The sequence below is a fragment of the Tropicimonas sediminicola genome, assembly GCF_900188335.1.
Classification (GTDB): domain Bacteria; phylum Pseudomonadota; class Alphaproteobacteria; order Rhodobacterales; family Rhodobacteraceae; genus Tropicimonas; species Tropicimonas sediminicola.
The window spans coordinates 87384-112559 of record NZ_FZOY01000009.1 but is presented as its reverse complement, the minus strand read 5'-3'; the positions used below and the strand labels follow the sequence as shown (position 1 = coordinate 112559).

Annotated in this window: 25 protein-coding genes; 16 read left to right on the top strand and 9 right to left on the bottom strand. The window is 66.7% G+C overall.

Annotated elements, in window-relative coordinates; genetic code table 11:
• Positions 1–44 precede the first annotated feature (44 nt).
• From CHB86_RS19835 to CHB86_RS19815, 5 genes are read left to right on the top strand one after another with little or no spacing between them, the layout of a single operon-like run.
• On the top strand, positions 45–431 hold the full coding sequence (locus CHB86_RS19835; RefSeq protein WP_245838221.1) for a hypothetical protein: 387 nt from the start codon (positions 45–47) through the stop codon (positions 429–431).
• Complete coding sequence (locus CHB86_RS19830) at positions 428–1111, top strand: MotA/TolQ/ExbB proton channel family protein (protein ID WP_089234850.1); 684 nt, start codon at positions 428–430, stop codon at positions 1109–1111. Before CHB86_RS19835 ends, CHB86_RS19830 begins: the two co-directional genes overlap by 4 nt.
• A gap of 31 nt (positions 1112–1142) precedes the next feature.
• The gene (locus tag CHB86_RS19825) at positions 1143–1481 is read left to right on the top strand and encodes an ExbD/TolR family protein (RefSeq protein ID WP_089234849.1); all 339 of its coding nucleotides are present in this window, start codon (positions 1143–1145) and stop codon (positions 1479–1481) included.
• Positions 1482–1484: 3 nt separating this feature from the next.
• Positions 1485–1874, top strand: coding sequence for an ExbD/TolR family protein (locus tag CHB86_RS19820; RefSeq protein ID WP_089234848.1), 390 nt, complete (start codon positions 1485–1487; stop codon positions 1872–1874).
• Entirely contained in the window at positions 1871–2824 is a 954-nt protein-coding gene (locus tag CHB86_RS19815) for a TonB family protein (protein WP_089234847.1), read from the top strand. The genes CHB86_RS19820 and CHB86_RS19815 overlap by 4 nt, the downstream gene beginning before the upstream one ends.
• A 13-nt stretch (positions 2825–2837) precedes the next feature.
• Here CHB86_RS19815 and CHB86_RS19810 read toward each other — a convergent pair whose 3' ends face one another.
• The 4 genes from CHB86_RS19810 to CHB86_RS19795 are packed head-to-tail and all read right to left on the bottom strand — an operon-like array spanning position 2838 to position 6452.
• The gene (locus CHB86_RS19810) at positions 2838–3605 is read right to left on the bottom strand and encodes an iron ABC transporter ATP-binding protein (RefSeq protein ID WP_089234846.1); all 768 of its coding nucleotides are present in this window, start codon (positions 3603–3605) and stop codon (positions 2838–2840) included.
• The gene (locus CHB86_RS19805) at positions 3602–4546 is read right to left on the bottom strand and encodes an iron chelate uptake ABC transporter family permease subunit (RefSeq protein ID WP_425445434.1); all 945 of its coding nucleotides are present in this window, start codon (positions 4544–4546) and stop codon (positions 3602–3604) included. Before CHB86_RS19805 ends, CHB86_RS19810 begins: the two co-directional genes overlap by 4 nt.
• Positions 4539–5492 carry an ABC transporter permease gene (locus CHB86_RS19800; protein ID WP_089234845.1) on the bottom strand — a complete coding sequence of 318 codons (954 nt, stop codon included), beginning with the start codon at positions 5490–5492 and terminating at the stop codon, positions 4539–4541. Before CHB86_RS19800 ends, CHB86_RS19805 begins: the two co-directional genes overlap by 8 nt.
• Positions 5493–5543: 51 nt before the next feature.
• A complete protein-coding gene (locus CHB86_RS19795; protein ID WP_089234844.1) occupies positions 5544–6452 on the bottom strand; it encodes a siderophore ABC transporter substrate-binding protein in 909 nt (302 codons plus the stop codon).
• Positions 6453–6581: 129 nt separating this feature from the next.
• On the opposite strand from CHB86_RS19795, the gene CHB86_RS19790 reads away from it, so the two are divergent.
• Entirely contained in the window at positions 6582–6878 is a 297-nt protein-coding gene (locus tag CHB86_RS19790) for a DUF2218 domain-containing protein (RefSeq protein ID WP_089234843.1), read from the top strand.
• 63 nt (positions 6879–6941) lie between these two features.
• Here the strand turns inward: CHB86_RS19790 and CHB86_RS19785 are convergent, their stop codons facing one another.
• Complete coding sequence (locus CHB86_RS19785) at positions 6942–8909, bottom strand: TonB-dependent receptor domain-containing protein (RefSeq protein ID WP_176442946.1); 1968 nt, start codon at positions 8907–8909, stop codon at positions 6942–6944.
• Positions 8910–9102: 193 nt separating this feature from the next.
• On the opposite strand from CHB86_RS19785, the gene CHB86_RS19780 reads away from it, so the two are divergent.
• Entirely contained in the window at positions 9103–10047 is a 945-nt protein-coding gene (locus CHB86_RS19780; RefSeq protein WP_141134940.1) for an AraC family transcriptional regulator, read from the top strand.
• 58 nt (positions 10048–10105) lie between these two features.
• Here the strand turns inward: CHB86_RS19780 and CHB86_RS19775 are convergent, their stop codons facing one another.
• Genes CHB86_RS19775 through CHB86_RS19760 form a run of 4 tightly spaced genes read right to left on the bottom strand, consistent with a single transcriptional unit; the run spans position 10106 to position 14106 of the window.
• On the bottom strand, positions 10106–11176 hold the full coding sequence (locus tag CHB86_RS19775) for an ABC transporter ATP-binding protein (protein WP_089234840.1): 1071 nt from the start codon (positions 11174–11176) through the stop codon (positions 10106–10108).
• Between the two features lie 54 nt (positions 11177–11230).
• Entirely contained in the window at positions 11231–12259 is a 1029-nt protein-coding gene (locus CHB86_RS19770) for a hydroxyacid dehydrogenase (RefSeq protein WP_089234839.1), read from the bottom strand.
• A gap of 36 nt (positions 12260–12295) precedes the next feature.
• Positions 12296–13033 carry an SDR family oxidoreductase gene (locus CHB86_RS19765; RefSeq protein ID WP_089234838.1) on the bottom strand — a complete coding sequence of 246 codons (738 nt, stop codon included), beginning with the start codon at positions 13031–13033 and terminating at the stop codon, positions 12296–12298.
• The gene (locus CHB86_RS19760) at positions 13030–14106 is read right to left on the bottom strand and encodes a LacI family DNA-binding transcriptional regulator (RefSeq protein WP_089234837.1); all 1077 of its coding nucleotides are present in this window, start codon (positions 14104–14106) and stop codon (positions 13030–13032) included. Before CHB86_RS19760 ends, CHB86_RS19765 begins: the two co-directional genes overlap by 4 nt.
• 479 nt (positions 14107–14585) lie before the next feature.
• Between CHB86_RS19760 and CHB86_RS19755 the strand changes: the two genes are divergently transcribed.
• The 9 genes from CHB86_RS19755 (at position 14586) to CHB86_RS19715 (ending at position 25174) form a co-directional block, all read left to right on the top strand.
• The gene (locus tag CHB86_RS19755; protein ID WP_217898345.1) at positions 14586–15839 is read left to right on the top strand and encodes an ABC transporter substrate-binding protein; all 1254 of its coding nucleotides are present in this window, start codon (positions 14586–14588) and stop codon (positions 15837–15839) included.
• 107 nt (positions 15840–15946) lie between these two features.
• Positions 15947–16852 carry a carbohydrate ABC transporter permease gene (locus tag CHB86_RS19750; protein WP_089234835.1) on the top strand — a complete coding sequence of 302 codons (906 nt, stop codon included), beginning with the start codon at positions 15947–15949 and terminating at the stop codon, positions 16850–16852.
• A 6-nt stretch (positions 16853–16858) separates the two neighbouring features.
• Complete coding sequence (locus CHB86_RS19745; protein WP_245838205.1) at positions 16859–17791, top strand: carbohydrate ABC transporter permease; 933 nt, start codon at positions 16859–16861, stop codon at positions 17789–17791.
• Positions 17792–17839: 48 nt separating this feature from the next.
• The gene (locus CHB86_RS19740; RefSeq protein WP_089234834.1) at positions 17840–18664 is read left to right on the top strand and encodes a sugar phosphate isomerase/epimerase family protein; all 825 of its coding nucleotides are present in this window, start codon (positions 17840–17842) and stop codon (positions 18662–18664) included.
• A 27-nt stretch (positions 18665–18691) separates the two neighbouring features.
• A complete protein-coding gene (gene manD, locus CHB86_RS19735; RefSeq protein ID WP_141134939.1) occupies positions 18692–19927 on the top strand; it encodes a D-mannonate dehydratase ManD in 1236 nt (411 codons plus the stop codon).
• A 40-nt stretch (positions 19928–19967) separates the two neighbouring features.
• Positions 19968–20948 carry an aldo/keto reductase gene (locus tag CHB86_RS19730; RefSeq protein WP_176442945.1) on the top strand — a complete coding sequence of 327 codons (981 nt, stop codon included), beginning with the start codon at positions 19968–19970 and terminating at the stop codon, positions 20946–20948.
• Between the two features lie 274 nt (positions 20949–21222).
• Positions 21223–22287 carry a dipeptidase gene (locus CHB86_RS19725; protein WP_089234832.1) on the top strand — a complete coding sequence of 355 codons (1065 nt, stop codon included), beginning with the start codon at positions 21223–21225 and terminating at the stop codon, positions 22285–22287.
• Between the two features lie 195 nt (positions 22288–22482).
• On the top strand, positions 22483–23460 hold the full coding sequence (locus CHB86_RS19720) for an ABC transporter substrate-binding protein (protein WP_089234831.1): 978 nt from the start codon (positions 22483–22485) through the stop codon (positions 23458–23460).
• A gap of 4 nt (positions 23461–23464) precedes the next feature.
• Complete coding sequence (locus CHB86_RS19715) at positions 23465–25174, top strand: ABC transporter permease (RefSeq protein ID WP_217898344.1); 1710 nt, start codon at positions 23465–23467, stop codon at positions 25172–25174.
• The last annotated feature ends 2 nt before the right edge of the window (positions 25175–25176 follow it).

Below are 25176 nucleotides of genomic sequence, written 5' to 3'. Positions count from 1 at the left end.
CTTGCCGCATCAGGCACGTTCTGGGAGGCGTTCTGGCCTTGCTCGTGGTCTCCCCGGCGTATGCGGCGAGCGACGAGGCTCCGGCCGGGCTCTCGATCGAACTCAGCTCGGCCGAGGAGCTCCCGGGTACCTGCCGGATGAGTTTCCTGATCCGGAACGGCTCCGCGCTGGATATCGATCAGGCCGTTTACGAGACGGTGCTCTTCTCCCGCGAAGGGCAGGTCGCGCTGATGACCCTTCTCGACCTCAAGGATCTGCCAGCCGGCCGGCCCCGTGTCCGGCAGTTCCAGTTCGACGGGTTGGAATGCGCCGAGATCGGATCGGTGCTGATCAATGGCGCGCATGCGTGCGAGGGCGAGGGGCTGGCCGTGGGCGCCTGCATCGACGGGCTCGAGCTGACGACGCGGACGGACGTGGAGCTCCTCGGATGACCCCGCTCGAACGGATTTGGTCCGCGATGGTCGGGGTGTTCGAGCTCGGCGGACCGGTGGTTGTGACGCTGATCCTCGTGTCGGTCGCCACCCTGGCGCTGATCCTCTACAAGCTCTGGCAGTACAAGGCGGCGCATGTCGGCCGGCACCTTGCGCTCGGCAACGCTGTCGAAGCATGGGACCGCGGCGACGCGGCACTCGCCCTGCGCATGCTGGAAGACAGCCGCAGCTACCTCGCCCCGGTGATCCGAATGGCCATCGAGCGCGAGGGGGGCAACGATCCCGCGTTGTCCGCGCGTGTCGATGCCGAGGCCGAGGAGCGTTTCTCCCGGCTCGAACACGGGCTCGGGACGCTGGACATGGTCGCCCAGCTGGCGCCGCTTCTGGGGCTATTCGGAACCGTGCTCGGCATGATCGAGGCGTTCCGTCAGTTGCAGACGGCGGGGTCTTCGGTCGATCCCTCGCTCTTGGCGGGCGGCATCTGGGTGGCGCTTCTGACCACCGCGGCGGGGCTCGCCGTCGCGATGCCGACTTCGCTGGTCCTGAACTGGTTCGAGGCACGGATGCAGCGCGAGCGCGTCTTCGCCAACCGCGCGCTGCGCACCGTGTTCTCGCCAGCCAAGGGGGAGGTCGCGCCGCGTTCCGGGTGGCGGACGGACCGGGTGCCCAATGGCGCTTGAGACGGTTCGCCGGCGGCGGGGGCGGCTGTCCATGACGTCGCTGATCGACGTCATCTTCCTGTTGCTGCTGTTCTTCATGCTGTCCTCGACGTTCTCCAGGTACGGCGAGATCGAGCTCAATGGCTCCGGGGCAGGGGGCTTGGCCGGCGATCGGCCGGTGCTGTTCCTGCGTCTTTCCGCGGAGGACCTGCTGCTGAACGGGCGACCGGTCGCCTTCGACGCCCTCCCCGAGACGCTGGCGGAGCTGATGGGCGGGGAAGAGCGGAACGTGCTGATCAGCCTGACGCCGGAGGCGTCCTCCCAACGGCTTGTCGATCTTCTCGCGCTCTTGCGCGGGGTCGATGGGCTTGCCGCCAGTGTGCTGGGGTAACCCATGGTCCGCCGCAAATCCGCCGCCCGCAAGGAGCCGACCATCGCGCTGATCAACGTGGTGTTCCTGATGCTGATCTTCTTCATGATCGCGGGGACACTGGCGCCGCCGCTCGACAGCGACCTGTCGCTTGTCGAGACGAGCGGGTTGGAGGCGCGCGAGCCGCCGGACACGCTGGTCATCCATCCCGACGGGCGGCTGTCGCTGCGGGGGCGGACGGTGGAATCTGTCGAGCGCTTTCTGGCCGAGCTGCCTGAGGACGTGAGGCATGGCGCAATCCGCGTCGTGCCGGACCGGGAATTGCCGGCGGCGGATCTCGTCCGCATCGGAGGTGAGTTGCGGGCGCCCGGGGCTGTCGGCGTGCTGGTCGTGACCGAGAGGGCGCTGCAATGATCCCGAGATCGAGAGGTGCCGCGCTTGCGGCCCTGGCCCTGGCGGCGGCCGCACATGGCGGGGTTCTGCTGGTCCAGGCTGCGCAGCCACGGATCGAGATCGAAGGCGGCGCGGCAGGGGAAATGGCGGTGCCAGGCAATTCCTTTGCCGACATGTCCGCGGGCATCCTGTCTCCCGAGGTCGCAAACGAAGCGGTCAGTGAGCCTGTCTCGGACACGACGCCGCCTGTCTCCAGTGCGCGCCTCGCCCCGACGGCCCCAACGGCCAAGCCGCTGACGTCCCATGCCGCCCAAGTGTCGCAGCCCGCCCGCGTTGCGCCGACGGTGCAGGCGCCGTCTGACGTCCCGGTCCTTCAGGCGGCAAGACCTGTCGAGCAGGCTGCGATGACCGAGGCCGCCGCGCCGGCGCCGATGGAGCCCGAGGTGGAGAGGCCGGACGAGGAAGCCGCAGAGGACGCCCCCACCGAACGCGCGCCGACGCAGGCCGCGCGCCCGCCCGAGCGCCCGCCGCGCGTGGAGGTTGCAAGGCCGGCACCGACGAAAACGCAGGCTGAGCCGCCCAAACGGGCCGCCGCGAGCGCACAGGGGAATTCCGACACCAACGCCCGTGCAGGTGTGGCGACGGGCCGGGCGGAGGCGACGGCCAATGCCTCCGGCGCAGCGGAGGGGCGGACGAGCAGGCAGGGCAATGCGGCCGCGTCCAACTACCCCGGCAAGGTCTTCTCCCGGATCAACCGGGTGCGGCGCTCGGCCACCAACGCGCGGGGGGAAACCGTGGTGGCCTTTGCCATCGGCGCCAATGGTGCGCTTGCGTCGATCTCGATCGCGCGCAGTTCCGGCTCGCCCAGCCTGGACGAGGCCGCATTGGCGCAGGTCCGCCGCGCCGCGCCTTTTCCCCCGCCGCCGCAGGGCGCGCGACGGGCGTATACGGTGAAGATCAGCGGGCGATGAGGCCCGGAACGGCTCAGATGTGGTGCAGGATGAGGGGGCGGCCGTGCAATTCCTCGACCCGGATTTCCATCCCGAAGAGCGCCGAAAGCACCGGGTTTGTCAGAACCTCCGTCGGCGCCCCGCAGGCAGCGACCGCGCCATCCTTGAGGGCGATGATATGGTCGGCCCAGGCGGCGGCGTAGTTGATCTCGTGGACGACCATGACCACGCGCCGGGGGCGCGGCGCCTCGGGCCGGCTCAGCGCGTGAACGCGGGCCATGAGGGCGCGCGCGTGGAACATGTCCAGGTTGTTGAGTGGTTCGTCGAGCAGGAGCCAGTCCGTGCCCTGCGCAAACCCCATGGCGACGAAGGCGCGCTGCTGCTGGCCACCGGACAACTCGTCGAGAAACCTGTGCTGGAGTGCGCCGAGGTCGAAGGACGCGATCGCCTCGGCCACGGTGGCCTCGTCCTCCGGACCGGGGCGGCCACGGTGATGCGGCCAACGGCCGAAGCCCACGAGGTCGCGCACCCGCAGCCGCGACGCCACGCCCAGCTGCTGCGCGACGATGGCGAGCTTGAGGGCGAGGTCTCGCGAGGAGGTTCGGGCGATGTCCTGTCCATCGATCTCGATCCGCCCGGTCTGGAGCGTCAGCAGCCGCGCGACGAGGTTCAGAAGTGTCGACTTGCCCGCGCCGTTCGGCCCGATCAGTGCGGTGATGCCGGCGTCGGGGATGTCGGCGGAGACGTCCCGCAGGATCTGCGACTGGCCGATGCGGTGGCTGACATTGCGGATGGAGATCATCGGATGCGTCCCCTGAGTACGAGGTAGAGGAAGAAAAGGCCGCCGAGGAATTCCACGATCACGGAGAGGGTGGATTGCATCCTGAGCACGCGCTCGAAGAGCGACTGGCCCGCCACGAGGACCAGCGCGGCCAGCATCCCGGCTGCGGGCAGCAGAAAGGCGTGGCGGTGGGTGCGCATGATCCCGTGCGCCAGCGCCGCCACCAGCAGGCCGAGAAAGGTGATCGGTCCGACAAGCGCGGTCGAGACGGAGACCAGCGCGGCGACAAGCGCCAGGAGGCCCAGCACCAGCCGGTCGAAGGGCAGCCCGAGCCCGATCGCCGCATTGCGCCCGAGTGCGACGACGTCGAGCTCCCCGGCGATACGCCACAGCACGGCAAGCGCCAGCACCGTGACCGCCCCCGCGATGGCGAGTTGCAGTGGATCGACCGCGCCGAAACTGGCGAACATTGCGCCTTGCACGACCGCGAACTCGGACGGATCGATAATGCGTTGCAGGAAGGCGGTGAGGGAGCGGAAGAGCACGCCGAAGATCACGCCCACCAGCAACATGCGGTGCATGTCCTGCCGACCGCGGCCCATGAGGAGGGCAAAGAGCAACATCGCCGCGCCCATCATCACCAGCGTCTCCAGCAGGAACTTTGCCCCGCCGGGAAGCGTTGCGTAGCCGATTCCGCCGAGCAGGAACACGAGCACTGTCTGCATCAGAAGGAAAAGCGCGTCGAACCCCATGATCGCGGGCGTCAGGATACGGTTGCCGGTGATGGTCTGAAAGACGACGGTGCTGGTGCCAAGGGCCACTCCGACCACCAGAAGCGCGGCGAGCTTGGTTGCCCGAAGCTCCAGGATAAACCCGACCGGCCCCTTGAGGCCCCAGAACAGGAAGAACGCGCTCGCGGCGGTCAGCAGGGCTGCGAGCAGCATCAGGCGGCGCTCAGGCACGGGCAGGCCTCCCCAGCAGGAGCCAGAGGAAGACCGCGGCGCCCATCACGCCAAAGACCGTGCCGGCGGGAACTTCATAGGGATAGCGGATCACGCGTCCGAACAGGTCGGCCGCCAGCACCAGGCCGCCGCCAAGGCCCGCGACGACCGGAAGCGAGGCACGCAGGTTGTCGCCCATGGTGCGTGCGACGATGTTCGGCACGACCAGCCCGACGAAAGGCACCATTCCCACGGTGACCACGACAAGCGCCGTGACCAGCGAGACGGTGACGAGGCCGAGCACCACGATCTGCGCATGGTTGAGACCGAGCGAGACCGAGGTCGCGCGGCCAAGGCCCGCGATGGTGAACTGGTCGGCTGCCACATAGGCGACGAGGGCCAGGGCGCCTGCAAGCCAGAGCAATTCGTAACGGCCTGCCAGAACGCCAGAGAACTCGCCGCTCATCCAGACGCCGAGGTATTGCAGCAGGTCGGCCTGGTAGGCGATGAAGGTTGCGCCTGCGCCGATGATCCCGCTGTAGATCAGCCCGACCAGTGGCACCAGCAGCGGCTGCGCGGGCGGCAGGCGACGCAGGAGCAGCAGGAATCCGGCCATGCCGACCAGCGCGGCCATTGCCGAGGCGATCATCTTGAGCAGGATCGGCGCGCCCGGAGCCAGCAGGGTGACGCAGAGCAGGCCCAGCATCGCGGCCTCCGTCGTGCCGGTGGTTCCGGGTTCGACGAAACGGTTGCGCACCAGGAGCTGCATGATGACCCCGGCCACCGCCATCGAGGCCCCGGTCAGCAGCGCGGCGAAGGTGCGGGGCAGGCGGCTCGTCAGGAGCAGCCGGAGCGCGTCCGGGTCGGCCGTCACGTCCTGGAGGCGAAAATCGGCAGCGCCAACGAGGACCGACAGCAGCGACAGCACGAGCAGGGCCGTGGCGGTGAGAAGGTAGGAAAGGCGCATCCGGGATCGTGCCGAAGGGTCCGGGCGCGGAAGCCCGGACCGGTGGTCGGGTCAGCCTTCGAAGGCCGCGATCAGCTGGTCGAGGATCCCGGTGATCGACTGGACGCCGCCGCCCGCGATATAGATCGATGCCGGGTCCACGTAGATGACATGGCCGTTCTTCCAGGCCTTGGTGCCGGCGACCAACTGGTTGTCGAGCGTCTCGGCGGCGCCCGCGCCCTCTTCGCCGATTGCCGCGCCGCGATCCACGACGATCAGCCAGTCCGGGTCGGCCTCCGCCACGAACTCGAAGGAGACGGCCTCGCCGTGGGTCTGCACGTCCACGCCCTCGACCGCCTCGGGGAGGGCCAGCTCCCGGTGCAGCCAGCCGAAACGGGACCCGGCGCCGTAGGCGGAGATCTTGGGACCGTTCGCCATGAGGATCAGCGCGTCGCCCTTGCCGTCCACGGCGGCACGGGCTTGCGTGAGCTTGGCGTCGAGGCCGGCCTTCAACTCGGCCGCCTTGTCCTCGAGGCCCATGAGCGTGCCGTAGGCGTCAATGCGGGCCTTGGCGTCGGCGATCAGCGTATCGCCGCTGATCGTCATGTCGAGCGTCGGCGCGATGCGGGCCAGCGCGTCAACCTGGGAGGAGGACCGACCACCCGCCACGATCAGGTCGGGGGCGAGGATCGCGAGTGCCTCGAAATCCGGTTCGAACAGGCTGCCGACAGGCTGTGCGATGCCGGTCAGATCCTCGAGATACGGGACGTAGAGTGGCTGCGGCACAGCCGCGACGGTCACGCCGAGCGCATCGAGCGTATCGATGGCGGCGACATCGAAGGCGGCGATGGTCGCGGGGACTTCCGGCGCCTCGACCGGGCCACGGGCGGTCTCGATCGATACGGTCTCCGCCGCCGAGGCGGTCGAGAGCATGGCGGCAAGGGCGAAGGCGGCGGCGGTGCCACCGGTAATCCTGTTCATCGGGATGCTCCTGATCTGTCTGCGCGGCGTGGTGCTGGCATCAGGCTGGCGTCCCGCTTCGGAGCGTCTCTAGCGGCTTGAAATCGCGAGGTCCAGACAATAATCTGAGCAAAATAATCAGGAATGCACATGTACACGATAGACGGCACTTACGGCACCCCGAACGCCAGCAAATACCTCCAGCAGCTCTGCAAGCACTTCGCCCACAAGGTCGAGGTCAGCTTCGACGAGCAATGGGGCAGCGTCGCCTTTCCCTTCGGCAAGGCCGAGCTGTCGGCCGACGCCGCGGCCCTTCGGATCCGCATGAACGTGGATCGCGAGGACGCACTGGAGAAGGCGCGGGACGTGATCGACCGCCACCTGGAGCGTTTCGCGTTTCGGGAGGCGTTCTCGGGCATGGACTGGGCAGAGCCCGTACCGGCATGACCCCGGCCACCCGGCTTGCAGGACAGACCGGCCGCGGGACATCATCCCGCGGCCGGTTGCGTTTCAGAACATGATCCGCGCGGTCAGGTTGAAGCTCCGGCCCGGCTCGTTCAGCTCTTCGATGTTGCTCAGCCCGATCCCGTCCGAACTGCGGCTCGCGTAGGTCTGGTTGAACAGGTTCCTGATGTCGAGCCGCACTGTCAGGTTGTCCATCTGTTCCGGGCGGTACTCGCCGAACAGGTTGACCACCTCGTAGCCCGGCAGGGCGTCGATCCCGGCGTCGGCATCTTCGGTGTCGGTATTCTCCAGCGCGATGTCGGCCGTACCGCCGATCCGGAACTGGCTGTTGATGTTGACCGCACCCTCGATGCCGAACAGATGCCCGACGGGGCGGCCGAGGTAATAGGCGGTGGTGGCGATGGTCGCGTCATCCGCTTTCACGTCGGCATAGGTGTAATTGAACCGCAGGTAGCCCTCCGTTCCGACATAGGCGAGCGAGGCGTCGACGCCGCGGGTGTCGATGTCGGTCATCTCTGAGCGGTAGCCGGAGGTCGGCAGAACCGCGGCCACGTTGTCGATGTCGGTTTCGAAATAGGCGGCGTTGGCTTCCCACGGACCGTTGAGATACCGCAGGCCGACACGGCCACTCTGCGACCGCGACGGTTTGAGGCCGTCGTAATACCAGTCGGTGCCGTAGTTGATCAGCGCCGCCTCGCCCAGTTCGAAACCGCCCCAGGTGGTCGCGAGGCCGGCGTTGAATGTCAGCGTGTCGGTCAGGATCACGTCGATGGTGCCGTTGGCGCTCAGGCCGGACTCCTCGAACGTGCTGCCGTCGGCACCTTCGAACGTCTGGAAATCGGCGCGGGCGCCGTAGGAGACGGAAACCCTGTCGCTCAGGTCCTGCCGCGCCTGCGCGAAGACGCCGACATCGGAGAGGCTCTCCTCGCCGCTGAAGTCGTAGGGGGCCTCCGCATTGGTCCAGCCTTCCGCGGTGTCGTGGAAGAAGTCGAGACCGGCGGTGACGGTGCCGTTGCCCACGTCGAAGACGTTCTTGATAGTGCCGCTGAGGCTGGTGTTGATCCCCTCCACTCCGCCGACGTCCATCTCCTGTTCGTTATAGCTGAGCTGGAACTCGGGGTTGAGCCAGCCATCGGGCTGCTCGTCGGTATAGGTCAGCGTGTAGGACGTCCGCTTGGAAATCGCGTCGATGAAGACGGTATCGCGGCCGACCACGCCCGCGAAGTCCGGCCGCGCGAAGTAGAGCCCGAAGGGGCCTTCCTGGCCGGCGCGGTCGCCGTCATCCGTGGTCTGCGAAGCAGAGAATTCCAGCCGTCCGCCGCCTTCCATGTTGAAGGCCAGCTTGGCGAGGTAGTCGGTCAGGTCGGGTCCGGTGCCGTCAATCGTGTTGCCGTCGCCGTCGACGTAATCGTCACCCGTGTCGCGCGTGCCGCTCAGAAGGTACTCGAAGCCGCCGCTGCGCCCCCAGGCGGCGAGCGTGCCGCGGTTCTCGTTCTCGTTGGTCGAGTAGGTATAGGACAGCATGCCGCCGAAATCGTCGCCGGGCTCGAGGAAATCCCGTGCGTCCTTGGTCTCGTAGGCGATGGAGCCGCCGAGACCGCCGGGGCCCGCGTCGGCCGGGGCGAGGCCGGCGCTGATCTCGACCCGCTTGAGCATGGCCGGGTCCATCAGGACGTTGCCGGCATGGTGGAAGGCCGACTTGTTCTGCCGCGCGCCGTCGATCGTCACCGACAGCAGGCTTTCCTCGATCCCCTGGACAAAGACCTTCTGCCCGATCGCCGCGCCGCCGCTGGAGGTGATCTGCGTCTGTCCGTCGAACACCTCTGCCATCGAGCCGGCGTTGCGGTCCTCGAGCTCTTCGGTCGTGATCTCGCTGTTCCCGAGCAGGCTCTGCGCCCCGCTGGAGTCGATGCGGATCTCGCCAAGGTAGTAGGCCTCTTCGGGTTCCTGTGCCCAACCGGCCGTGGCAACCAGCGTGGAAGCGCCGAGCAGCAAGGCTCTTCGTGCTCTCATGATCTCTGTCCCATCTTGTAGTTGACTAAATTAGACAGGTATTTACCGTGCAGAGATTGCACGGAGCCAGTCGGCGGCCTTTGCAGGCGCGCCAGATGTCTTTGCCAGAAGGTCAAAGCATCGCCGGAGCCAGCCCAAGGTGCCTTTCCGCAACGAAATATTCGAGGGGTTGGCGATGCCGGATGGCGATTGCATGGAACACCGGGGTCCTCGCGGCAGCCGCTGCGGTGAGCGATTCGATGGCGATTGGCGGCCGGGTTTCGCCGCGCTGGACGGGCATTACATCAAGCGGGTGCTGCGGGAGGGGCTGTCGCTCTCCGCGCAGGATGTCAGGGTGCGGGCACCCTTCGAGGTGTGCGGAGTCCGGGCGGCGGGGGTGATGCTGCACTTCGTGCTGGAAGGCCGGGTTCGGGCGTCGCTCGGCGGGGAGGCGCTCGAACTCGGGCGGGGGGCGGGAGAGCCGGTTCGGATGGTCATGAGCGCGGCCAACGACTCCATGGCGTTTCGCCGCCGCGGTAGCGCGGGCGACCGTGTGCGCGGGGTCAACGTGGAGATGTCGCATGCCTGGCTTCGCGCGAACGGCCTTGGAGCTCTGGCTGACGGGGCAAAGCCGTCGCTTCGACGGACTTGCGGGAGCGTGCTTCCTGAAGATGTCCGGCTGCTGGAGCGGCTGATCCGCCTGATGCCCGAGGACACGCCGCTGGCGCGTCTCGAGGTCGAGGCGCTGGCGTTGCGGTTGATCTGCAGCACCTGCGCCGAGTTCGCAGGTCGGGCAGGGTGCGGCGCGGGGATGGGCCGCGACGACAGGCGCAAGCTGGCGCGCATGGAGCAGTTCATAGAGGCAGGGCAGGGGGATCTGCCCGAACTGTCGGAGATCGCCCGGATCGGCAATGTCAGCCTCTCGACCATGCGGCGGATGTTCCGGGCCGCCCACGGCTGCACGGTGCAGCAATACGTGCGCGGCACCCGGCTGGCACGTGCCCGCGTCGCGCTCGAACGGGACGGCGTGACGGTGGCCGAGGCCGCCCACCTTGCAGGCTACCGCTCGCCGGCCAATTTCGCCACGGCGTTTCGGAGGGCGACGGGGCTCGCGCCGTCGCACCTCGCCAGGTCGAAGGCCCGGATGCCGCCAGTTTGACCAGCCGGCGACCGGGACCACGCGTCAGCCTCTAACGGGGCCTTGTCGGTGGATCCTTTCAGAGACGGCGGCCGGTTTCCCTGTCGAAGACGTGGATCTTGGCGGGGTCGATGGCGACCGTCAGGATCTGGCCGACACCGATGTCCACCCCGCCATCGATCACCGCGGTCGCGGTGCCGCCGGCCATCCGGAACGTCAGGTGGGTCTGGGCGCCGGTGGGTTCGACAAGCGTGGTTTCGCCCGCGATCGGCGCGCCGGAAGCGCCGATCGCGAAATGCTCGGGGCGCATTCCGATCACGACTTTCTGACCCTCGCGGAGTGCGTGCTCGGGGCCGAGCGGCACCGACTGGCCGCAGGAGAACTGCGCCGCCAGGCCGGCGTCGGACGGGGTGATCGTGGCGTCGATCAGGTTCATCGACGGGGTTCCGATGAAGCCGGCGACGAACAGGTTGTCGGGATGATTGTAGAGATCGATCGGGCGGCCGACCTGCTCGATCCGACCGCCGCTGAGGATCACCACGCGGTCGGCGAGGGTCATCGCCTCGATCTGGTCGTGGGTAACGTAGATCGAGGTGGTCTTGACGCGCTGATGCAGGGTCTTGATCTCGGCGCGCATCTGGACCCGCAGCTTGGCGTCGAGGTTGGAAAGCGGCTCGTCGAACAGGAAGGCCTCCGGGTTGCGGACGATTGCCCGGCCCATCGCCACCCGCTGTCGCTGACCGCCCGAAAGCTGGCCGGGCTTGCGGTCGAGCAGGGTGTCGAGTTCGAGGAGCTTCGCCACTTCCCGGACGCGGGCGTCGATGTCGCCGCGCTTCAACCCGGAGAGCTTGAGGTTGAACCCCATGTTCTGCGCCACCGACATGTGCGGGTAGAGCGCGTAGTTCTGGAACACCATCGCGATGTTTCGCTCGCGCGGGTTGAGGTGGTTGACGACCTTGCCGCCGATCCGGATTTCGCCGTCGGAGGCCGGCTCAAGCCCCGAGATGATGCGCAGCAGGGTGGATTTCCCGCAGCCGGACGGTCCGACCAGCGCCACGAACTCTCCGTCCTCGATCTGAAGGTCGACGCTGTGGATCACTTCGACGGCGCCGAAGGACTTCTTGAGGCCGGAAATTTCTACTGAGGCCATGGTCTCCTCCCTTTCCCTTTCAACTGGTTCTGCCCGAAACGGGCGGTATGCGTGTCACGCGAGCGCGGCGGCTTTCTCGCGAAGGATTTCCTGCCGTCCCGGCAGCCCTCCCAGGTGCCGCCGCACCTCCTCCACCGCCGACAGGCCCTGCCGGACGTAGCTTTCGCGGGTGTGGCCGGCGCAATGCGGCGACAGGTAGACATTCGGCAGCGCGCGCAAGGCGTCTTCCTCTGGAAGCGGCTCGATGTCGAACGCGTCCAGCGCGGCATGGATACGCCCTGTCTGCAGGGCGGCGAGCATGGCGCCGGGTTCGATCAGACCGGCGCGCGCCGTGTTGACCAGCAGGCCGCCCTCGGGGAGCAGATCGAGATGCTTTCGCGTGATCATGCCTTCTGTGGCCGGGAGGTTGGCGGCGTGCAGACTGACGACAGAGCACCGGTCGAACAGCGCTTCGAGGCTCATCAGCGTCACGTCAAGTTCCGCCGCCTGCGCCTCGCCGATGAACGGGTCGCAGACGCAGACGGTGCAGCCGAACGGGCGCAGCAATTCGAGCACGAGCCGGCCGACATAGCCGAGCCCCACGATCCCCACGTCCTGGGCCCCGAGAAGCTGGCCGAGGTTGGTGTCCCGCAGGTCGAACCATGGCGTTCCGCTGCGCAGGCCCGCGTCCATCTCCCGGTGTCGGCGCAGGTGGGCGAGGATCTGGGCGAGGGTGAATTCCGCGACCGCATGGGCGATCACGGGGGCCGCGTGGCTGACCCGGACGTGGCCGGACTCGAGCGCGTCAAGCACCCCGAGCGGCTTCACCGATCCGGCGGCATGGGACACGAAGGCGACGCTTCCCTCCGGCGCCAGCGCCGCGCGCGGGATGGGCGGGCTTCTCCAGCCGGTGATGACCGCGGTCACGCCCTTGAGGCGGTCTTGAAGGTTTGACCCGGCGAGCTCCGCATCGGTCGGGATCACCGGGTGGGCAAAGGCCGCAAGCGCCTCCATCACCGGCTTGGGACAGATGCGGGCGCGCATCGCTTCCGGGATCAGAACGGCGACGTCCGGGCGGGTGTCGCTGTGTATCGGGCCATCCATGTGGGTCTCCTCCTCCCCGAGCTCCGTCGGGTGCGATCAGCGGATCGCGGGTTGTATCGTCAGCTCCGAAACATGCGCCCTGGCGGGCAGGCGCATCACGAACATGCAGGCCTCGGCCACGTCCTCCGGCTGCAGCGCCCTGGCGCGCATCTCCTCGGTCGGGGGAACGGGCCGTTTCTCGAGCAGCGGCGTGTCGGTCATGCCCGGCAGGATCGCGGTGGCCCGGATGCCGTTCTGCCACTCCTCCTCCATGATCGCGTGGGTCATCGCCATCACGCCGGCCTTGGTGGCCTGGTAGGCCGCGCCCGAGAGGTCGGGCTTTCGGGCGGCGGTGGAGGAGATGTTGACCAGAAGGCCGCCACCTCGGGCGCGAAAGGCCGGCACGATGGCGCTGGCAAGGTTGAAGGCGGCGGTGAGATTGGTGTCGACCATCGACGACCAGCTCTCCGCGGTCAGTTCGACGAAGGCACGGCGGACGAGGTTCACTCCGACGGAATTGACCAGCGTGTCGACCGCCGCCAATGCCGCCCGATGCGCGGCCAGCGCCTCGGTGAGCGTGGTAGCGTCGGCAGCATCCGCCTCGATGCAGGTCACGGAGGCCGCGCCGAGCGCGCGGGCTTCGGACGCGACCTGTTCCAGCCGCGCAGTGTCGCGACCCAGCAGGATCAGCCCGGCCCCCGCGGCGGCGGCCGCGCGGGCCGTCGCCCGACCCATGCCGCTCGACGCGCCTGCGATCAGGATGTTGCGGCCCGAAAACTCTCTGGTCTCGCTCATTGTGTGTGGAACCTTGGATGGGAACGGATTGCGCCTGCGGGGGCGGTGGTCGAGGATCTCACCACGAGGTCCGGCCGCAGGACGACATGCGGCTCCGCGATCTCGTCCGTGCCTTCCAGCTGGTCGATCAGGCGGCTCACCACCAATTCGGCCATCAGGTCAGCGGGTTGGCGGATGGTGGTGAGGGGAGGGTGCATGACCTTGGCGAGGTAGATATCGTCGAACCCCACGACGGAAAGGTCTTCGGGCACGCGGTAGCCGAGTTCGCGCGCTCCGGAGAGCGCGCCGATCGCGTACATGTCGTTGACGCTGAAGACCGCGGTCGGCGGGTCGTCCAGCGTGAGAAGTTCGCGGATCCCGATCCGGCCGAGTTCGGCGGCATGGCTGTCGCCGAAGCCCGCGGCGTCGGGGGCGAGCCAGATCAGGCTTTCGTCGATCTCGATTCCGGAGCGTTCCATTTCCGCCCGCATCCCCGCCAGGCGACCGGTCCGGCTCGCGGTGCCGATGGGGCCGGAGATGAACCCGATCCGGGTGTGTCCCAGTCCGATCAGGTGCCGGGTCGCGAGGCGCGCGCCGAGATCCTGGTCGACGCTCACGGAGCAGGAGATCACGTCGTTGCCGGCGCGGGTTTTCCTGTCGAATGCGGCGATGCGCATATCCTTGCTGATGTGCTCGGACAGGTGGCTTAGCGACAGCGGCGAGGAGCCGAGGATGACCCCGCGGATGGAGGAACCGTAGAGCGACTTGAGATAGTCGGCCTCCAGCTTCGGGTCCCGCTCCGCGTTGCAGATCATCACCTGGTATCCCCGCTGTTGCGCTTCCTTCTCGATGAGCTGCGAGACGTTTCCCCAGAAGGGGTTGGCCACCGAGGGCACGACAAGGCCCAGCGTCTTGATATGCCCGGACTGGAGCTGCCGGGCGACGGCATTGGGCGTGTAGTTGAGTTCGGCGATCGCCGCCTGGACCCGTTGCAGGGTCTCGGCGCGCATCTTGGCATGCCGTCCGTTGATCACGTTGGAAACCGTGCTGACGGACACGCCGGCCCTCGCTGCTACGTCCTTGATCCCTACCATCGTCGTTCTCTCGTCCATTCTGCCGAAACCGGGGTGCGGAGCAGCTTCCGGTCATCGGTCGTCGGCGTCAATCGGACAGCTTGGACGTGGTAATACGTTACACTAGAACTTTCGTGCAACTGAAAATTTCGGCGTCGTTTCTGGAGGCGAGCTGGGACCCGTTCTCCTTGCGGGCGCAGGAAAAATGCTGCGGCGCGGAAGGGGGATTCGCTGCAATCATTCGAATTATTGCTTTATTACAATATGTTTTTGGCTTGGTTTGCTTGGGGATTCTACGTGGATCGGGGCGCGGCCGGGTGCCTGGGGAATTTGTGGGAAAGGGGAGTCGACAGAAGTGTAACGTTTTACTAATGTCGCCGGAAGGGTTGCCCGAATCGCGGTGTTTCGCGCTCTCGGCCCCGTGACTGGTCGCTTTCAGGGAGGATGAAATGGCCGCAACTCAATCACGCAGGAATTTTCTGAAACAAGGCTCCGCCGTCATGGGAGGCTTCGCGCTGACGGTGCTGTCGAAGGGCGCGATGGCGCAGGGCAAGACGCGGGTTCGCTTCAGCGGGTTCGTGGAATCGGAGGAGCAGCTGGCGACGACGCTGAAGGTGCTCAAGGCCTATGAGGCCAAGAACCCGGGTGTGGAGATCGTCCCGGAGTTCTCCACCTTCCGGTCCTTCACCGACAAGCTGGCGACCGAAGCCGCGGGCGGCAACGCGCCCGACATGTTCAGCGTGAACGTCGACCTGCTGGCCGAGTACGCCGCGCGCGGCGTGCTGGCGCCCTTGACCGAATACATCCCGGATCCGCTCGACGTGTCGTCCTACCAGGACGGCAGCGTGTTCTCCTGCACCTACGACGGTCAGATGTACGCGATGCCGAACGACGCGATTGCCACGGCGATCTTCTTCAACCCCAGGAAGTTCGAAGAGGTCGGCGTTGCCGTCCCCGACAAGTTCTACACGTGGGAGACCCTCCAGGAGACCGCCGTCGCGCTGAGCGAGGCGCATGGGCGCGGCTTCTGGGGCATCGAGGACGGCGGCGGCAACAACCTGCCGTGCGATATCTTTCTCAGGGCGCGCGGCAAGGCGCTGTTCACGCCGGAACACACCATCGGCTTCGACGCCGAGGACGGCGCGGCCTGGTTCCAGTACTGGGAAGACATGCGCCAGTCCGGCGGCTGCCCGCCGGCGGATGTGCAGGCCCAGGCCGGCGACAACTCCGCCTCGCTCGGCATCGTGCGTGGCCGGGCCGGCATGCTGGTCCAGACCACCGACAGCTTCATCGGCATCGGCGCGCTCATGGAAGACCCGCTCGACCTGATGATGCTGCCGAACGGGTTTGACGGCGGCGAGATGAAACAGCATCTCTACGACTACGCCGGGAACTCCACCGGCATCTGGGCCAACGCGCCGGACAAGGCGCTCTGCGTCGACATCATCCGCTTCATGCATTTCGACCCGGAAGGGGTCGAACTCTACTACACCGGCAGCGGCATGATCCCGGCCTCGACAGAGGGTCTGGAGAAGTTCGGCACCAGCGGCACCGAAGAAGAGAAGAAGCTCGTCGCCTACCTGCGGATGCTCCGCGAGGATCCGGCGCCGTCGCGTCGTCCGGGTGTCGGCGGTCTTGGCGGGATGTTCCGCCGCGGCAACGAGGCCGTCGCCTTTGGCGACGCGACTCCGCTCGAAGCCGCGGAGGCGCTTGTGGCCGAGATCAACGAGAAGCTCGCGGCGCTCAAGGCCTGACGGCGTCCATCCGGGGCAGGGCGGCCCGCAAGGCCCGCCCTGTCCCTTTCCTCCCGTGCCCTTGGGGCGCGGAGCGCATTGCCTGCTAACGGAGATGGCGTGGACTCATGAGTACGACCAAAAACCTGTCAAAACGGCAGAACGGGGTTGCATTCCTGTTCCTGTCGCCCTGGCTCGTCGGGTTCTTCCTGCTGACGCTGGGCCCGATCCTCGGCTCCATGTACCTGTCCTTCACGAATTACGACCTGTTCAACCCGCCGGTCTGGACGGGGTTCGACAACTACCGGAAGCTGATGGGTGGAGATCCGCGCTACATCCAGTCGCTCAAGGTCACGTTCACCTACGTCCTGTTCTCGGTGCCGCTGAAGCTGGGCTTCGCGCTGTTCATCGCGCTGATCCTCAATCGCGGGCTGCGCGGGCTCGGGTTCTACCGCTCGGTGTTCTACCTTCCGTCCTTGCTGGGCGGCAGCGTCGCGGTGGCGCTGATGTGGCGGCAGATCTTTTCCTACGACGGGATCATCAACCACTTCCTCTGGACCTATCTCGGCTACGACGCCCCGAGCTGGATCACCAACCCCGATTACGCGCTTGGAACGCTGGTCCTTCTGGCGGCCTGGCAGTTCGGCGCGCCGATGGTCATCTTCCTGGCCGGGCTGAAGCAGATCCCGCAGGACATGTACGATGCGGCCGCCATCGATGGCGCGCGTCCGGTCCAGCAGTTCTTCTACGTGACGATCCCGCTGCTGACGCCGATCATCTTCTTCAACTTCGTGATGCAGACAATCGGCTCGTTCCAGGCGTTCACGCCCTCCTACATCATCTCCGACGGCACCGGCGGGCCGGCCGATTCCACCCTTTTCTACACGCTCTACCTCTACGAGCAGGCCTTCACCGACTTCGAGATGGGCTACGCATCGGCAATCGCCTGGGTGCTGGTGGGCATCATCGCGATCGCGACCTCGATCTCCTTTCTCAGCGCCAAGTACTGGGTGCACTACGGGGACGAGGGGTAACGGCACATGGCCAACGCGGGATATGACGACATGACCTCCGAAACCGACCAGTTCACCGCCCAGCCGACGGCTGCGCCGACCTCCAACATCAACCATGTCACCGCCCGGTCCAAGGCGCGGGGCCGACTGATCATGCACCTGTTCCTGATCGTCTTCGGGCTGCTCATGCTCTATCCGCTGATCTGGCTGGCGGTGAGTTCCTTCAAGCCGTCCGAGATCATCTTTTCCGACACCAGCATCATTCCCCGGCACTTCGAATGGGAGAACTACGCCCGGGGCTGGGCCGGCGTCGCGGCGCCCTTCAAGATCTTTTTCGCCAACAGCTTCGTCATCGCGACCCTCGCGGTGATCGGCAACGTCCTGTCCTGCTCCTTCGTGGCCTATGCATTCGCGCGGCTGGATTTCGCGTTCAAGAAGCCGCTTTTTGCGCTGATGCTGATGACCATCATGCTGCCGGTCCATGCCTCGCTGATCCCGCAGTACATCCTGTTCAACGCCTTTGGATGGGTGAACACGATCCTGCCGATCGTGACCCCCAAGTTACTCGCGGTGGAAGCGTTCTTCATCTTCCTCATGGTGCAGTTCATCCGGGGCATTCCGCGGGAGCTGGACGAGGCGGCGGCGATCGACGGCGCGGGGCCGATCCGGATCTATTTCTCGATCATCCTGCCGCTGATGTCGCCGGCCCTCGTCACCACGGCGGTGTTCTCGTTCCTGTGGACCTACGAGGATTTCCTGACGCCGCTGATCTACCTGACCTCGATCGAGAACTACGTGGTGCCGCAGGGCCTGCGCCTGCTGCAGGCCGCGCGGGGGGCGAGTTCCTGGGGGCCGATGCTGGCGATGTCCCTTCTGTCGCTGGTGCCGATGTTCATCGTCTTCTTTATCTTCCAGAGGAAGCTCATCGACGGGATCGCGACCACCGGCCTCAAGGGCTGATCGCGCGCCGTGAGCCCAATCACCCCAAACGAAAGAAAGTCTGAGTCAATGGAAAGACCGTTGATCACCGTCTTCACCAAGCCCTGGACCGAGCCCTTGCCTGCACTGGCGGACAAGCTGGCGGGCCTCGGATTCGACGGTGTCGAACTTGCGGTGCGCCCCGGCTACCAGGTGGTGCCGGAGATGGTGACCGCCGACCTGCCGGGGGCAGTCAGGCTGCTGGAGGAGCGCGGGCTGAAGACGGCCAGCATCGCCAGCGAGCCTGACGAGGCCACCATCGAAGCCTGCGGCGCCGCCGGCGTGGGCATCATCCGGATCTGCGCGCCGATCGACATGGAGGCGGGTTACCTCGCCTCCATCGACCGCTACCGGCGCCGCTTCGACGCGCTTCTCCCCGTCCTGGAGCGGACCGGCGTCGCGATCGGCGTGCAGAACCACTATGGCGAGAACGTGGGGAGCGCCGTGGGCCTTGCGCATCTGCTGTCGGGATACGACCCCAAGCAGATTTGCGCCGTCCTTGACATGGCCCATTGCGCGGTCGACGGCGAGCCGGTGCGGATGGCCGTGGACATTGCCCGGCCGCATCTCAACGGGCTGGTGAACTTCAAGAGCGCCTGCCATCTGCGCGCGAACGGGCCCGAGATGGAGGCCGATTACGTGGTGCATTGGACGACCCATGACCACGGCGGCTACAACTGGCGCGACCTGGTGTCGGCCCTGCATGGCGCGGGCGTCACCGGCGCCTTCTGCATGCCCGCCGAGTACAGCCAGCAGGCCGGGCGCACCGGCCAGCGCATGGGCGACGAGATCCTTCCCTTCCTGCGCAAGGACATCGCTCACCTCAAGGCGCTGATCGACGAGATCTACGCCTGACCACGCAGACGAGCGGAAACGAAGCCAATGAAAACCGACAAGAATCTGACCATCTCGGATGTCAGGGTGAGTGTCAGCTGCCCGGGCCGGAACTTCGTGACGGTCAAGATCGTCACCGAATGCGGCATCTACGGCGTCGGCGACGCCACGGTCAACGGACGGGAAATGGCCGTCGCGACCTATCTGCAGGACCACGTCGCGCCATGCCTGATCGGACGCGACGCGCACCAGATCGAGGACATCTGGCAATACCTCTACAAGGGCGTCTACTGGCGCAAGGGACCGATCAACATGGCCTCGATCGGCGGCGTCGACATGGCGCTGTGGGACATCAAGGGCAAGGCCGCGGGGCTGCCGGTCTACGAGCTGCTCGGCGGCAGGAGCCGCAAGGCGGTCGGCGTCTATGCCCACGCGACCGGCAACACGGTCGACGATACGCTGGACCGGGCGGCGGCATTGCTGGAGCAGGGGTTCAAGGCCGTCCGTCTGCAGACCGCCGTGCCCGGGCTCGACGGAAGTTACGGCGTTCTGGGCGACAAGAAGGATTACTTCCAGCTCCAGAACGACCGCCCCCTTCCGCCGGAGCTGCCCTGGTCGACCCGCAAGTACATGAACTCCATCGAGGAGCTGTTCGTCGAAGCCCGCGCCCGGTTCGGCAAGGAGGTCGAACTTCTGCACGACGTCCACAGCCGCCTGACCCCGATCGAGGCCGCACGGCTTGGCAAGATGCTGGAACCATTCGACCTGCTGTTCCTCGAGGACGCGGTTGCCGCCGAAAACCAGGACAGCTATCGCATCGTGCGGGATCACACCACGACGCCGCTGGCGATCGGCGAGATCTACAACACGATCTGGGACTGCAAGGACATGATCCAGAACCAGTGGATCGACTACATCCGCACCGCCGCCACCCACGCCGGCGGCATCACCGCGCTTCGGCGCATCGCGGATTTCGCCGCCCTGTTCCACGTCCGCACGGCCCCTCACGGCGCGCCGGACCTGTCGCCGATCTGCCACGCGGCGCAGGCCCATGTCGATCTCTGGGCGCCGAACTTCGGCATCCAGGAATACGTCGGTTTCGGAACCGATGCGTCGAACGAGGTGTTCTCCTATGACATGTCGGTCAAGGAGGGCATGATTCACGTCGGCGACAGCCCCGGGCTGGGCGTCGATTTCGACGAGGACGCCGCGGCGAAGTATCCCTACAACCGATCCTATCTGCCGGTGACCCGTCTGGAAGATGGAACCCTGTGGAGCTGGTAATCCGCATGGCACCCCGAACACTCAAAGCGAGGCAAGCACTATGAACCGCAACTTCGGCAACACCGATCTCGAGACCAGCCCCATCGTCTATGGCTGCATGGGCGGCGCGGGGGCCTTCGGCGCCCAGGAGGAAAAGGATTCCATCGAGGCGCTGCAGGAAGCCTTCAACGTCGGGATCAACTTCTTCGACACCGCCGAGGCCTACGGCAACGGCTATTCGGAACAACTCCTCGGGCGTGCCCTGGGCGACAAGCGTTCCGAGCTGGTGATCTCCTCCAAGGTGGCGCGCGAGAACCTCGCGCCCGACGACATCATCGCTGCCTGCGACCGCAGCCTGCAGAACCTCGGTTCGGATTACATCGACCTCTACATGCTGCACTGGCCCAACCGCGACGTGCCGCTGGCCGACAGCATCGGCGCCCTGAAGAAGCTCAAGGAAGACGGCAAGATCCGCTGGTACGGCGTGTCGAACTTCGGCAGCCTCGATCTCGACGAGGCGACGGCGCTCGGCGAGATCTCGGTCAACCAGCTTCCCTACCACCTGTTCTTCCGCGCCATCGAGTTCGAGGTCCAGCCCAAGTGCGAGGCCGCCGGCGTGCCGATCATGTGCTATTCCTCGCTGATGCAGGGGCTGCTGGCCGGCAAGTACAAGTCGCTGCAGGATTTCCCGGTGGACCGCGCGCGGACCCGGATGTTCGACCATCGCAAATGGGCGGAGGTCGTGCACAAGGAGGAAGGCGCCGAGGAGGCGGGGCAGGAACTGCTGGACGCGCTCTGGAAGCTGGTGGACGAGACCGGCCTGAGCATGGAAGAACTGGCGATCGGCTGGCTGAAGAGCCGCCCGGCCGTCGGCGGCGTCATCGTCGGAACCCGCAACGGCGCGCAGAGCCGTGGTCTGAAGAAGCTGCTCGACGTCACCCTCGACGAGGCCGTGCTCAAGAGCCTGAGCGACGCGTCCGACCGGCTCAAGACCGAGCTGGGAACCGATATCGACATGTGGGGCAAGGGCAGAACCCGGTAAGGTCCCTTCATCAAGGTTGATCGGGCGACAGGCACGCCCGTCCTCTCTGCTGTGGTCGCGGTCTCCTGTGCGAGGCCGCAACCCTTCGTGTTCAGGGCGATCTTTTCCGGGCTGACAGCCTGCCCGAAGGTCCTCGCCTCTCTGGCGTGCCGCCCGTTTTCCGGGTTAGGAACAGGCACAGCGCTCGGCGTCCTCCGCGCGGCACGCGTGTTTCCGATGCGCAAGGCCCGGGATGACCGAGCATACCCAGTCCCGTGCCAGACAAGGAGCTACCATGACCGCGCCTCTCCCCTTCTTCGATGGTCACAACGATTTCCTCCTGCGCCTGATGAATGCGCCGGGGCCGAGGGAAGATGTCTGGCTCGGAACCGGCGGGGCAGGGCATCTGGACCTGCCGCGGATGAAGGCGGCGGGCTTTGCGGGCGGGCTGTTCGCGATCTTCGTGCCGCCGCGCGCGAGCGGATCGCTGTCCGATCTCCGGGCCATGATGGCAAATCCCCCGTTCGAGGTGCCGCTGCCGCCCCAGATGGATCATGCCACCGCGCAGCCCGACGCCATGACAATGGCCGGGTTGCTCCACTGGATGCAGCGCGCTGCGCCGGAGGATTTCCGGGTCTGCCGCTCTGTGCGCGAGATCCGCGACGCCATGGGCACCGGCGCCATCGCCGGGGTGATGCACATGGAGGGTGCCGAGGCGATCGGCCCAGACCTCGACGCGCTCTACCTCTTCCACGAGATGGGGCTGCGGTCGCTCGGTCCGGTCTGGAGCCGCCCGACGGTCTTTGGCCACGGGGTCCCGATGGCCTTTCCCGGAACGCCGGACACCGGGCCTGGGCTTACCGAAAAGGGCAAGGACCTCGTCCGGCTATGCGACTCCCTAGGCATCCTGATCGACCTGTCGCATCTCAACGAGGCCGGGTTCGACGATGTGGCGGCCCATTCCAGCGCGCCGCTGGTCGCGACCCATTCCAACGCCCACGCGCTCTGCCCGTCGCCCCGCAACCTCACCGACCGGCAACTCCACATGATGCGCGAGCGTGGCGGCATGGTGGGTCTCAATTTTGCGACCTTCTTCCTGAATGCCGACGGCAGCACTGCCGCCGATGGCGGTTGGGAGGCGATGCTGCGGCACCTCGATCACCTTATCGACCAATTGGGCGAGGATCACGTGGGCCTCGGGTCGGATTTCGACGGCTGTGTCGTGCCCGACGTGATCGGAGACGTGACCGGCGTGCCCGCGCTCTTCGAGGCGATGGCGGCGCATGGATACGACGACGCGCTGTTGCGGAAGCTGGCGCGCGAGAACTGGCTGGCCTGCCTCGATCGCGTCTGGGGCTGAAGCGGGGCTTGCCGGCTCACCCCCCCCTGTTGAAGCGCAGGCGCGGCCTCCACGGATGCGGGGCCGCTCTGCCAAGGCTGTGATCATCCCCTGTGTCCTGCGGCCGAATTCGCCGGGCGAGATCCTGATGCGTTGAAAAACTGTCACACGCCTCTGCTAGCGCGGCGGGACAACAATCCATCCACGGGGTTTCCCATGCGTCTTGTCCTCCCGGCGATCGCCGCCGCCCTTCTTTCCACCTCCGCCCTCGCCGCCGATGTCTCCGGCAAGCTCGTTCTTTACACGTCGCAGCCGAATGCCGATGCCCAGCAGACCGTCGATGCGTTCCAGGCGAAGTATCCCGAGGTCGAGGTCGAGTGGATCCGGGACGGCACCACCAAGGTCATGGCCAAGCTGCGCGCCGAGTTCGAGGCCGGAGCACCGCAGCCCGACGTGCTTCTCATCGCCGACATGGTCACGATGGAGGGCCTCGAGGCCGAGGGCCGGCTGATGGCCTACCCGGAGGCCGACACCTCGGCCTACGACGCCGCGCTGATGGACGACGAGGGTCATTACTTCTCGACCAAGCTCATCACCACCGGCATCGTCTACAATACCGGCGCCGAGATGGTGCCGACGTCCTACAAGGACCTGCTCAAGGCCGAGGCGAAGGACAAGCTGGCAATGCCCTCGCCGCTGACCTCCGGCGCCGCGACGATCCACATGGCGGCGATCACGTCCAATCCCGATCTGGGGTGGAGCTTCTACGAAGGCCTCGCCGACCAGGGCGCAATCCCCGAAGGCGGCAACGGCGGCACCTACAAGGCGGTGGCCGGCGGCGAGAAGCTCTACGGCTTCGTCGTGGACTTCCTGCCGATCCGCGAGATCGCCAACGGCGCGCCGGTCCAGTTCGTCTTCCCCGAGGAGGGCGTCTCGGCGGTGACCGAGCCCGTCGCGATCCTCTCGACAGCCCAGAACCCCGACGCGGCCAAGGCCTTCGTCGACTTCCTGATCTCCGAGGAAGGCCAGCAGCTTGCCGCCGACATGGGCTACCTGCCGGCGCATCCGGGCGTCACCCCGCCCGAAGGGTTCCCGGCGCTGACCGATATCAAACTGCTCGACTTCGATCCGGCCCGGGCGCTGGCCGAGGATCAGGCCAACAAGATGAAGTTCACCGAGATCTTCGGCGGCTGACACCTTGCGACTGACGAAATACCTGCGCAGCGGCGAGGGGATGACCCTTGCCGCTGTGACGTTTCTGGCGCTGGCGCTGTTCGTCTTTCCGCTCGGCCTGCTGGCCCGCGTCGGCCTGACCGGAGAGGAGGGCCTGTCGCTGGCGCCGCTGGGCGAGGCGCTGGCGTCCCGTTCGGTACTCCGCGCGCTTGGGCATTCGCTGGTGACCGCGACGCTGTCCGCCTGCCTGTCGCTGGTCGCGGGTACGGCGATCGCCCTTGTCATGGGGTTGACGGACATCCGGTGGAAGGGGGCTTTCACCTTCCTGCTGCTGATCCCGATGATGATCCCGCCGCACGTCACCGCGATTGCCTGGATCCAGGCGATGGGACCGTCCTCGCCGATCCTGCGCAGCCTCGGGATGGCGCCGGAACTGGGCAGCACACATCCGCTCTATTCGCCGGGAGGCATGATATTCCTTCTCGGGGTGCAGCACACGCCGCTGGTGTTTCTCGTGGTTCTGGCTGCGCTGCGGACGCTGCCGCGCGAGATGAGCGACGCGGCGCGGATTGCGGGCGCGAGGCCTGTCCGGCTGCTGCTCCGGATCCTGCTGCCGCTGCTCGCGCCGATTCTGATCGCCGCCTGGGCGCTGGCCTTCGTCTCGGCCCTCGGCAATTTCGGCATCCAGGCGCTGCTCGGCATCCCGGCGCGCTACATCACGCTGCCGGTGCTGATCTGGCAGCGGCTTGCGAGCTTCGGACCGAGTGTGCTGACCGACGTGGCGGTGATCGCGGCCCTGCTCGCGCTGGTGGCTGTCTTGGTGATCCTGGCGCAGATGGCGCTGCTGGTTCGCAGCCGTGCGACGCTGATCGGGCCGCCGCAGCCACCGCTCCACCTGGCGCTCGGCGCTGCGCGACCCTGGGCCGAAGGAGCCCTGGCGGGGCTGGTCGCGGCGACGCTGGTGCTGCCGATGACGGCGCTCGTGGCGACGGCGCTGGTGCGGACCTATGGCCTTCCGCTCAATGCCGAGACGATCACCCTCGACAACTTCATCGAGATCCTGTTTCGCCAGTCGGTCACCGCGCGGGCCTTTCTGAACTCCACGCTGACCGCAGCGGCGGCGGCCGGGATCATCGCCATCGGCTGTGTCTTCCTCGCACGCTTCATGTGCTCCCGCCGCCGGCCGGTGCGGCGCACCGCCGTCAGCCTGGCGACGCTGGCCGAGATGACCTATGCGATCCCCGGGCTGGTGATCTCCATCGCCTTCATCCTGGCCTTCATCAAGCCGCTGCCGGTGCTTGGCGTCTCTCTCTACAATACGCTCGGCATCATCTTCCTTGCCTATCTCTGCGCCTTCTTCTCGATCGCGTTGAAGCCGGTCAGCGCGGCCTATGTCCAGCTCGACCCGGCGCTGGACGAGGCGGCGCGGATCGCGGGCGGGCGCTACATGTTCCGGATGCGGCGCATCTTCCTCCCGCTGATCGCCCCGGCCGCGGCCTCGGGCGCGATCCTGGTCTTTCTGACGGCCTACAACGAGGTCACGGTCTCGGCCCTGCTCTGGTCCACGGGCAACGAGACCATCGGCACCACGATCTACAACTACGAGGACGGCGGTTACACCACGCTCGCGGCCGCGATGTCTTCGGTGACGGTCCTGGCCACGATCCTGCTCATGGTCCTGCTCGACCAGTTGGGCCGACGCGCCCCGCCGGGCGTCGTGCCCTGGCGGATCTGACG

Excerpts from the sequence above, each read along its gene's own strand:
- CHB86_RS19830 (WP_089234850.1), top strand. The coding sequence starts at position 428 with ATGACCCCGCTCGAACGGATTTGGTCCGCGATGGTCGGGGTGTTCGAG.
- CHB86_RS19825 (WP_089234849.1), top strand. The coding sequence starts at position 1,143 with ATGACGTCGCTGATCGACGTCATCTTCCTGTTGCTGCTGTTCTTCATG.
- CHB86_RS19820 (WP_089234848.1), top strand. The coding sequence starts at position 1,485 with ATGGTCCGCCGCAAATCCGCCGCCCGCAAGGAGCCGACCATCGCGCTG.
- CHB86_RS19815 (WP_089234847.1), top strand. The coding sequence starts at position 1,871 with ATGATCCCGAGATCGAGAGGTGCCGCGCTTGCGGCCCTGGCCCTGGCG.
- CHB86_RS19810 (WP_089234846.1), bottom strand. The coding sequence starts at position 3,605 with ATGATCTCCATCCGCAATGTCAGCCACCGCATCGGCCAGTCGCAGATC.
- CHB86_RS19800 (WP_089234845.1), bottom strand. The coding sequence starts at position 5,492 with ATGCGCCTTTCCTACCTTCTCACCGCCACGGCCCTGCTCGTGCTGTCG.
- CHB86_RS19795 (WP_089234844.1), bottom strand. The coding sequence starts at position 6,452 with ATGAACAGGATTACCGGTGGCACCGCCGCCGCCTTCGCCCTTGCCGCC.
- CHB86_RS19790 (WP_089234843.1), top strand. The coding sequence starts at position 6,582 with ATGTACACGATAGACGGCACTTACGGCACCCCGAACGCCAGCAAATAC.
- CHB86_RS19785 (WP_176442946.1), bottom strand. The coding sequence starts at position 8,909 with ATGAGAGCACGAAGAGCCTTGCTGCTCGGCGCTTCCACGCTGGTTGCC.
- CHB86_RS19780 (WP_141134940.1), top strand. The coding sequence starts at position 9,103 with ATGGAACACCGGGGTCCTCGCGGCAGCCGCTGCGGTGAGCGATTCGAT.
- CHB86_RS19775 (WP_089234840.1), bottom strand. The coding sequence starts at position 11,176 with ATGGCCTCAGTAGAAATTTCCGGCCTCAAGAAGTCCTTCGGCGCCGTC.
- CHB86_RS19770 (WP_089234839.1), bottom strand. The coding sequence starts at position 12,259 with ATGGATGGCCCGATACACAGCGACACCCGCCCGGACGTCGCCGTTCTG.
- CHB86_RS19765 (WP_089234838.1), bottom strand. The coding sequence starts at position 13,033 with ATGAGCGAGACCAGAGAGTTTTCGGGCCGCAACATCCTGATCGCAGGC.
- CHB86_RS19760 (WP_089234837.1), bottom strand. The coding sequence starts at position 14,106 with ATGGTAGGGATCAAGGACGTAGCAGCGAGGGCCGGCGTGTCCGTCAGC.
- CHB86_RS19755 (WP_217898345.1), top strand. The coding sequence starts at position 14,586 with ATGGGAGGCTTCGCGCTGACGGTGCTGTCGAAGGGCGCGATGGCGCAG.
- CHB86_RS19750 (WP_089234835.1), top strand. The coding sequence starts at position 15,947 with ATGAGTACGACCAAAAACCTGTCAAAACGGCAGAACGGGGTTGCATTC.
- CHB86_RS19745 (WP_245838205.1), top strand. The coding sequence starts at position 16,859 with ATGGCCAACGCGGGATATGACGACATGACCTCCGAAACCGACCAGTTC.
- CHB86_RS19740 (WP_089234834.1), top strand. The coding sequence starts at position 17,840 with ATGGAAAGACCGTTGATCACCGTCTTCACCAAGCCCTGGACCGAGCCC.
- manD (WP_141134939.1), top strand. The coding sequence starts at position 18,692 with ATGAAAACCGACAAGAATCTGACCATCTCGGATGTCAGGGTGAGTGTC.
- CHB86_RS19730 (WP_176442945.1), top strand. The coding sequence starts at position 19,968 with ATGAACCGCAACTTCGGCAACACCGATCTCGAGACCAGCCCCATCGTC.
- CHB86_RS19725 (WP_089234832.1), top strand. The coding sequence starts at position 21,223 with ATGACCGCGCCTCTCCCCTTCTTCGATGGTCACAACGATTTCCTCCTG.
- CHB86_RS19720 (WP_089234831.1), top strand. The coding sequence starts at position 22,483 with ATGCGTCTTGTCCTCCCGGCGATCGCCGCCGCCCTTCTTTCCACCTCC.